The organism is uncultured Campylobacter sp., assembly GCF_938017615.1.
Classification (GTDB): Bacteria; Campylobacterota; Campylobacteria; order Campylobacterales; family Campylobacteraceae; genus Campylobacter_B.
The window spans coordinates 1-7,571 of record NZ_CALIJA010000208.1; the positions used below are offsets into that span (position 1 = coordinate 1).

The window sequence follows — 7,571 nt, forward strand, 5'->3', positions numbered from 1 at the left end:
TTCAAAAGAATAGAGGATGATTCAAACGAGTTCAAGCCTCTTTTAATCGAGATAGAGGATGCTCCGCAAAACCCGCTGGGAAGATCAATTTTATGGATCGCTTGCGGGGCTTTGATATTTGCCGTGCTGTGGATGGTATTTGCCAAAGTTGATATCGTAGTAAGCGCTAACGGCAAAGTAGTACCCGACGGCGAGATTAAAATTTTAAAATCGCTCGAAAGCGGCGTCGTCTCTAAAATTTTAGTTAAAGAGGGTGATAGAGTAAAAAAGGGCGATCATCTAATCTTAATCGATCCAAGCGTCTCTACGGTAAATTTATCCACCAAGCAAGAAAGCCTAGCTCTACTTGAATACTCGATAAAAAGGCTCGACGCTCTAAGCTCGGGCAAAAGTTTAGATGCTAACATCAGCGCAGATGAGCTGAGCTTATACAATACGCAAAAATCAAACTACGAAGAGAGCATAAACGTATATAATCTAAAAATGCAAGCTCTGCAAATGGGGATAAACTCTACTAATTTAGAAGTCGAGAGACTAAGCGGAATTTTAAAGATAGATGAAGCGCGGTTAAACAATCTAAATAAAGTAAAAGATATAATAGCGCGCAAGGATCTATATGAGCTCAAATCAAAGGTAATTGAGCTAAACTCCAATCTTAAAATTTCAAAAGAAAAACTTGCCGAGCAAAGGGCGAATTTAGATGAGCTAGCTAAAGAGCTTGAGGCCTTTAAAAGCCAAAGCATATCCAAGTGGCTCGATGAGATGCTAGCCAAGCAAAAAGAAGCAAGCTCGCTAAAAGCAGAGATCAACGCGATCTTGTTTCAAACCAGACAGCAGATCATATCCTCTCCGGTTGACGGCTTCGTGGGAAAGCTACTCGTAAATACGCAAGGAACCGCCATCACAAATCAAGAAAATTTAATCTCTATAGTGCCTAGCGATAAGCCTTTGATCATCAAAGCAAACGTGCTTAATAAAGATATAGGCTATCTGGAAAATAATCAAAGCGTAGCCATTAAAGTTCAGACCTTCGACTTTCAAAAATACGGTAAGCTTGAAGGCAAGCTTATTCACATAGCAAACGATGCGATAAATGACGAGAAACTAGGAGAAATTTACGAAGTAAAGATTAGACCGGATTCTACATTTTTAATCGTAGATGGGATCAAAAAGGAGATCGAGCCCGGTATGAGCGTAACTGCCGAAGTAAAAGTAGGCAAAAGGCGCGTAATAGAGCTATTTATCTACCCTGTCATCAAATACCTAGACGAAGGACTTAGCGTAAGGTAGGATAGGAAGAGAGAGGTAGGTGGTTATTTACCCTATGGATAAGTCTCTGCTCAAATACACTGTTCGTTTGAGCGACTGCCTATCCTGTCTGTCCTAGCGCGACCTCACTTTAAATTTAACGCAAGCAAGGACGTCCTCTTGATAAATTTTTAATGTAGTGCCGAAGCAGAGTGGATAGCTGACGCCTCTATCTTGAGCTGCTGTTTATTCTAGCAAGCGAGCCTCTAGCCAAATGTAGCTCGGCAGAGCTGCCCTCACGAGCAATTAGCTATTTTGCCTGGTTTGGCGCGCCGCTGAACAGCTACTTTTCATCTGAGTGGTTGTTCATCCTGGCGGATGGCGACAATCCAAGCTAACAAAAACGATATCTTTGCGATAGGCGGGATTATCACCGCCGGTAGCTTTTGCGAACAACCGGCGGCGTTTTGTAAATAGTCATTAGCAAAGCACGGCGTAGCATTAGAAGCACGTAGCGTGAGGGTGGAGGATTAATTCCCCCAGCCACTCGTAAACATCTGCATGATATCTGGATTATTTTTCATATCATCCATCGAGATATTGCTCATACCGTTATTTGAGGCGTAAGCGTTGAGATCTTCGATGATCTTATTTATCTTGCTAGCAGTGATATACTCTCCGCTAGCAAGCGCGATCTGCTCTATGGATGAGCCGCCGAATTGATTATTTATGCGGACGGTGTCGTTTTCGCCGTATTTTAATACCAGATCGTTGGCAATCTTTTGGAAGGTAATGTTTTCTTTACCAATTCCCTCTTTAAATTTAATCGTATCGCCGCCACCGTGACGATCGTAGATTGTATCGCTTCCATCGCCTCTACCAAATATATAGGTATCGTCGTAATCTCCACCTTCCAATCTATCGTTACCGGCTCCGCCTTCTAAAGTATCGTTACCGTCGCTACCGTAAAGTTTATCATCTCCGTCGCCGCCATAAAGAGTGTCGTTACCATCACCGCCGCCGAGAATGTCATCGCCTTCGCCGCCGTAGATGGTGTCATTACCGCTCTGACCGTGGAGAGTGTCGTTGCCGGCAGAACCTACCATAATATCATTTGCATTGGTGCCGCTGGAATTAGAAGTTATCGTTGCTATGTCTAGCTTATTTTGTGTCTCTTGCCCTATGGCGGCTATGTATTCACCCAACACCCCGCGTTTATTCGCTCCGTATGCGAACTCGGCAAGTAGGCTAAGACCTGCGGCGAAGTCCTTTTTGCTCTGAAATAAAGTAGTAAACTCCGCCAAATCCACGAAAGCCTTCTTAGGATCGCTTAAGTTAATCTCTTTAAATTTATCGATTACTTTGGTGAAATTTAGTCTGAAATCATACTTCGGCTTAGCAGATGCGTTTGCACCGCCGTTTGCGGTATCGGATTTTGAATTATCGCCCGCCGAGGCACCACCGTTTGCAGCCGTATCGTTAGGCACGGAGATCATATCCAGACTTATCAGATCGGCATAGCCTTTTAGTCTCGTTTGAGCTAGTAGCGACGCATAGGAGTAGTTTAAAATTTTATCATAGGTCTCGTTTGTGTTTTTGATGATAGCCTTTATATCGTCGTTGCTTATATAATAGAGCTCCGCAGTCTTTGAGCCGGTGAAAGCATCGATTACTTTGATCTTATATTTTATGCTCTCAAACTCCTTTAGTAAGCTCTCATCTATAGAATTTGAGCTATTCAGTAGAGCCTGATATTGAGACGGAGTGAGGCTTAGTCTTCTGGCGTTTGGATTACCGGAGTTTATCACGTTTCCTTCTGCATCTACGTTGATATTTGATCCTGCGCCTAGACTTACATTGCTTGGAAGCTTCACCCCTTTTAGGCCTACTTCATAGTCTGCCCCGTTAGAATTTCCGCCCGTGCTTCTTACAGCAGTCTCGCTCCAGGCTTTTATAAGAGCAGGCAGAGCCTTGAGCTGCTCCTCTTTGGTACCTAAGCGAGAGTAGCTATCTAGCGCGCTAGCTAACTCTTTATTTAATGCAGCGGCGGATCTTAGATCTCTTAGTAATCCAAAGCCCTTGATATTTGCTCTAGCCATATCTTCGGAGCTTAACGGCGCCCCGTCTTTAAATTTAGAGTTTATCGTATCTACGTTGAAATTCAGATCGCCCATACTATGAGCGGTGCCGTCTTTTTTAATGTAGCTTCCCTTTAGACTTAGGGTGTTTCCGCCTCCTAGATCTTCGTTTACCTCATTGTGATTTAGGCTTAGGCTAGCGATGCCTAGCTCATCTAAGCTCTTTAGCTCGCCTTCATCTGAGATCCCGTTAAAGTTCGCATCCTGCCAAATTTTAAGATCTTTAAATTTATCGTCTTTATTATCTATAAGCCCGTCGTTATTACTATCAAATTCTTTTAAAGCTTCGTAACCGTCCTTGGCTAGTCTTTGATTGCCATCTTTATCTTTTATCTGCGTGAAATTTCCAAATAGCTCGCCGCCGTCGTCTATCTTGCCGTTGCCGTTACGATCGTAAGCTAAAATTCCATCCTCTTTGCTTATCCAAGATGATCTGTGAGATACCCCATCTCCGTTGTGATCGAAGTAAGCTCCGCCGTTAGATGCAGGGCTGATGCCGATCTTGCCGTCTCCGTTAAGATCAAGGGCGAGAGGGTCGTAGATGGAGAAGTTAAAGATAGAGGCAATTAATTGACCGTAGAAATTTTTAGCGTCTTGGAGGAACTTGCGCGGATCGTCCAGGTAGGGGGACCAAAAGTCTTTGAACCTTTCAATATCTTCAGAGTCCCTACCTTTCCAATTAGGATCAAAAGGATTAAATAAATAAGAAGCCATCTCCAATATTTCTTTAGGGCTTCTTTCTCCTTTAAGCATACTTGACCAGAAATCCGCAAAAGGAGTTTTTCCATCCCATCTATCATCTGCAGGATTAATAAAGTATAAAAGGATATCTCTATTTTTGTAAAGATATAAAACCAGTTCGCTTCCTCCGGCGCTGATTAGCATCGTAAGTAAAGCTGTTCCTAACGTTGCCGTTCCTCCTACTGTAGCCAAAGCTGCTTTTGCTGTAAGATATCCTCCTCCCATAGCTGCCCCATATTCACCTATAATCTCAGAGGCTCGCTTTGTATCTCCATCTTTTATAGCTTGTGCAACCTCATACGAAGCTACTCCTGCGCCCAAGATAAGACCTGCTGTTCCTGCTTTATTTAATGCATTAAAGACCTTAGGTAGGCTCTTTTGTCCGAATTTACCAAGCTCTTTGATCTTATCGCTATATGACATTTTCTCATTATTAACAATCTCTCTTGTGATTTTATCTATATTCTTTTCGTTGTCGCCTATCGCTATCGGCGCATCTGTAGGCTTTTTATTTCCTGTCGTATGTTCGGCATTACCGTTCACCGTTTTATTTTGATGAGCGATCAAATCTTTTGTTTTGACATACAAGATCTCGTTATATTTGATATTTTTTCTAGCGGTTTCGAAGTCTTTTTGATTCAGTTCGTATAGCTCGCTTTTACCAGTTATTTCTAGCACTGTCTTTCTATCGCTTATTATAAAATTCAGTTTTTCTCTGTCGGTAGCATAAGAATTTAGTTTAGAAGCGAAGTCCGCCTTATTCATGCCGTTGATTTTAGTAATGTTTTTATTTTTGAGAAGCTCGGGGAGCTCGGTTTGATAAAATACCCTACCAGTGCTGGCATTGTTTCCCACTAAAGCTACTATTTCTCCGCCTTTGGTAGTTTTTACAAAATTTTTAGAGATTATATCCCAAGCACCCACCTTTCTAGGTTTACCATTAACCGGATCTTCGCCGCCGATAAATTTATCAGCAGGCGAAGAATAGTCCGGCTTCCATTCAGGATATTTTCCGTTAATTTTTTTCCAAGCATCTGCAAAGTCTTTATTTTCCTGTATTTTATTCAAAAATTTATAAGCCTCGGTATTATTTAATATCCTTATTTTTGGATCTTTAGCAAGTTTATCTATTTCGTTCATATTCATACCGGAATACAAAACCGTTTTTTGACCGCTAGTCTCCACGCTTAAATTTTCTATTATTCTTGTTAGTTCAGCCTTTGTTGCAGGCAACTTACCCTCTACTATTTTCCTTAATTCAGCATTTGCTTGTTCTACCGTATAGCTCATATTTTATCCTTTGTTATAAATTGGCTATTAAGCTTGCCTTTAATTTCTCTTTTGGAGTAAAATTTTCTAGTCCAACTCCGCCACCGCCATATATGCTTAAAATTTTTTTCAAAATATCTATAATTTCATCGTTGGTTGTATTCTCGGCATCTGTTTTTATATCGTGAAGCTCATAAATAATTCTATACGGATCGCCAATCGTTTCATCATTAAAAATCCGCCTCAAGTCCAGCTCTATATCGTTACTTTTATAATGCAATAGCCATATCGTTTTAGTTAAGGCATAATCTCCTATATCTCTTAAATAATCATGCGATATACGAATTAGCCAAGTGTTATTTTCTCGGTCTATGCACCAATCTAGTCTTTCTAGGAACCATAGACTAATTTCGTCATCACCATATTTTTTACGTATTTTGTTTATAGTTTCCAATAAACTATATTTTTCAATATCCTCTTCTGAAATACGTTCTGTAACAAACGCCATTCTCTCCTCCTTAAGAAATTTTAATAATCTTAGATTTTACGATATGTTTATATTCGCCCATGCGCTCATAAATATATAGTAGGAAGTAGGATTTGTTTTATTAGAGCTTGCTTGGCAGAGCGTTTATCCGTTTTAGCGCTTGCGTTATAAAGAGCTTTATTGACCACTATCGACTCTTTACCGCAATCTCTCATCAAATCCCTACTCATATAAAAATTTCGCCGCATTTTATCTTTTTATTCTTACGCTATATTTAAAATCTAAAACTACTTTCGCTTTGTCGAATTTTGAAGCCTACTTCTTCCTTGAATTTTAAAATTTTACTTTTGTATATTGAGGCAAGATATTAAATATAGTAGAGCAAGACATAAAGTCCAAAGCCGAATACAAACCGAGAAATACGATTATTAAAACCGTGTGACGCAATGTCTAAAAGATCAATGCAAGACGCTATGTTAAAACGCTATAGCCGCTTAAACTATCTATTGGGCTAGCCGCGAAACCATCTACTTGGCTACCAAACGTTCTACTCACACCTTCCGTATCTAGACATTAGTTCGGCTTTTTTGATATTAAAGCTAGCTTTTTGTGAGTGTTCTTTAAGAGCTAACTCCTTTTTTAAAGAGGCTATTAGAGAGTTTAAAACATCGATTTTTGAGCTTTCGTTGCCGGCATTTAATCTTTTTTGCATAGTTAGGATATCTTTTGAAATTTTAGAGGAATTAGATAGGATTTTATCGTATTCGTCCTTTTTGGATAGGAATAGTTTAAGATCTGCGATCTGCTTTTCGTATTCTAATCTAGCTTCTTCTTTTTTAGATAAAATTCTTTCTTTGTTTATCTGCTTTTCTTTGATCTGTGCGGCGCGCTTGCCTCCGTCAAATAGGCTCATATGCACCGTAAGTCCCGCTCTATATCCATGTCTTTTGACATCCTTTCCGGCGTGGCTAAAGTCGTCTCTATCGCTGCCGTAAAGATCGTATCTGCCGTAGAGCGAAACGGTAGGATAATAAAGCCTCTCCATGGATTTCATGCTCAGCTCATTTGCGGCTAATTCATGATCAAATCCTTTAGCGATTACGCTATCTTCAAAGGGTACGAACTCTGAGCTGATACTATTAGCTCCGCCTAGATCGGAAAGATAAAACACGTTTGGAATTTTAACTCCCGAGAGCGAGTAAATTTTATTTAAAACATTATTTGCGTTTAGTTCTAATTGAGATAACTCATAACTCGTATCGGCTAATGCTATGGCTTGATCTGCCAGGACGGTTTTACTTAGCTCGCCTGCACCTGATAGTCTCTTTTCGTAGATATAAAGCATCTCGTAGGCATCTTTTAACCGCTCATAGATTTCTATTCTGTTTTTATATCCGAGCGCCTCATCGTAAAGCTCCAAAAGCTTAATGGAGCCGTCCATATACGAAGAGCATCTTTTAAGATCTGCTTGTTTGATATTCTCTTCGGCAGCTTCTATGGCTAACTCATCCGCGCCGAATTTAAATATATCTTGGCGCAGCACAAGCGAGACGGAATCTCCGTAGCCGCTTTGCGAGACCAGGCTATCGTCGCCGATCTGCACGGAATTATAGCGAGCGCCGTAGCGTTTAGCGTATTCGCTATTGGCATTGATACCAAGCTCGGGATAGCGTGAGGCCTTTTGATAC

The 7,571-nt window shown here is 40.7% G+C and carries 4 protein-coding genes; 1 reads left to right on the top strand and 3 read right to left on the bottom strand.

Annotated elements, in window-relative coordinates; all coding sequences use genetic code 11:
- The coding region (locus Q0620_RS10560) for an HlyD family type I secretion periplasmic adaptor subunit (protein ID WP_298785095.1) at window positions 1-1,290 on the top strand (1,290 nt) is incomplete at its 5' end.
- A gap of 488 nt (window positions 1,291-1,778) precedes the next feature.
- On the opposite strand, the gene Q0620_RS10565 is transcribed toward Q0620_RS10560, so the two are convergent.
- From Q0620_RS10565 to Q0620_RS10575, 3 genes are all read right to left on the bottom strand, one after another.
- Complete coding sequence (locus Q0620_RS10565) at window positions 1,779-5,417, bottom strand: hypothetical protein (RefSeq protein WP_298785097.1); 3,639 nt, start codon at window positions 5,415-5,417, stop codon at window positions 1,779-1,781.
- Window positions 5,418-5,430: 13 nt separating this feature from the next.
- Window positions 5,431-5,904: a hypothetical protein gene (locus Q0620_RS10570; RefSeq protein ID WP_298785099.1), complete on the bottom strand. Its 474-nt coding sequence runs from the start codon at window positions 5,902-5,904 to the stop codon at window positions 5,431-5,433.
- 526 nt (window positions 5,905-6,430) lie between these two features.
- Window positions 6,431-7,571 (bottom strand): TolC family protein (locus Q0620_RS10575; protein ID WP_298785101.1); only part of this gene is annotated, 1,141 nt, incomplete at its 5' end.

Excerpts from the sequence above, each read along its gene's own strand:
- Q0620_RS10565 (WP_298785097.1), bottom strand. The coding sequence starts at position 5,417 with ATGAGCTATACGGTAGAACAAGCAAATGCTGAATTAAGGAAAATAGTA.
- Q0620_RS10570 (WP_298785099.1), bottom strand. The coding sequence starts at position 5,904 with ATGGCGTTTGTTACAGAACGTATTTCAGAAGAGGATATTGAAAAATAT.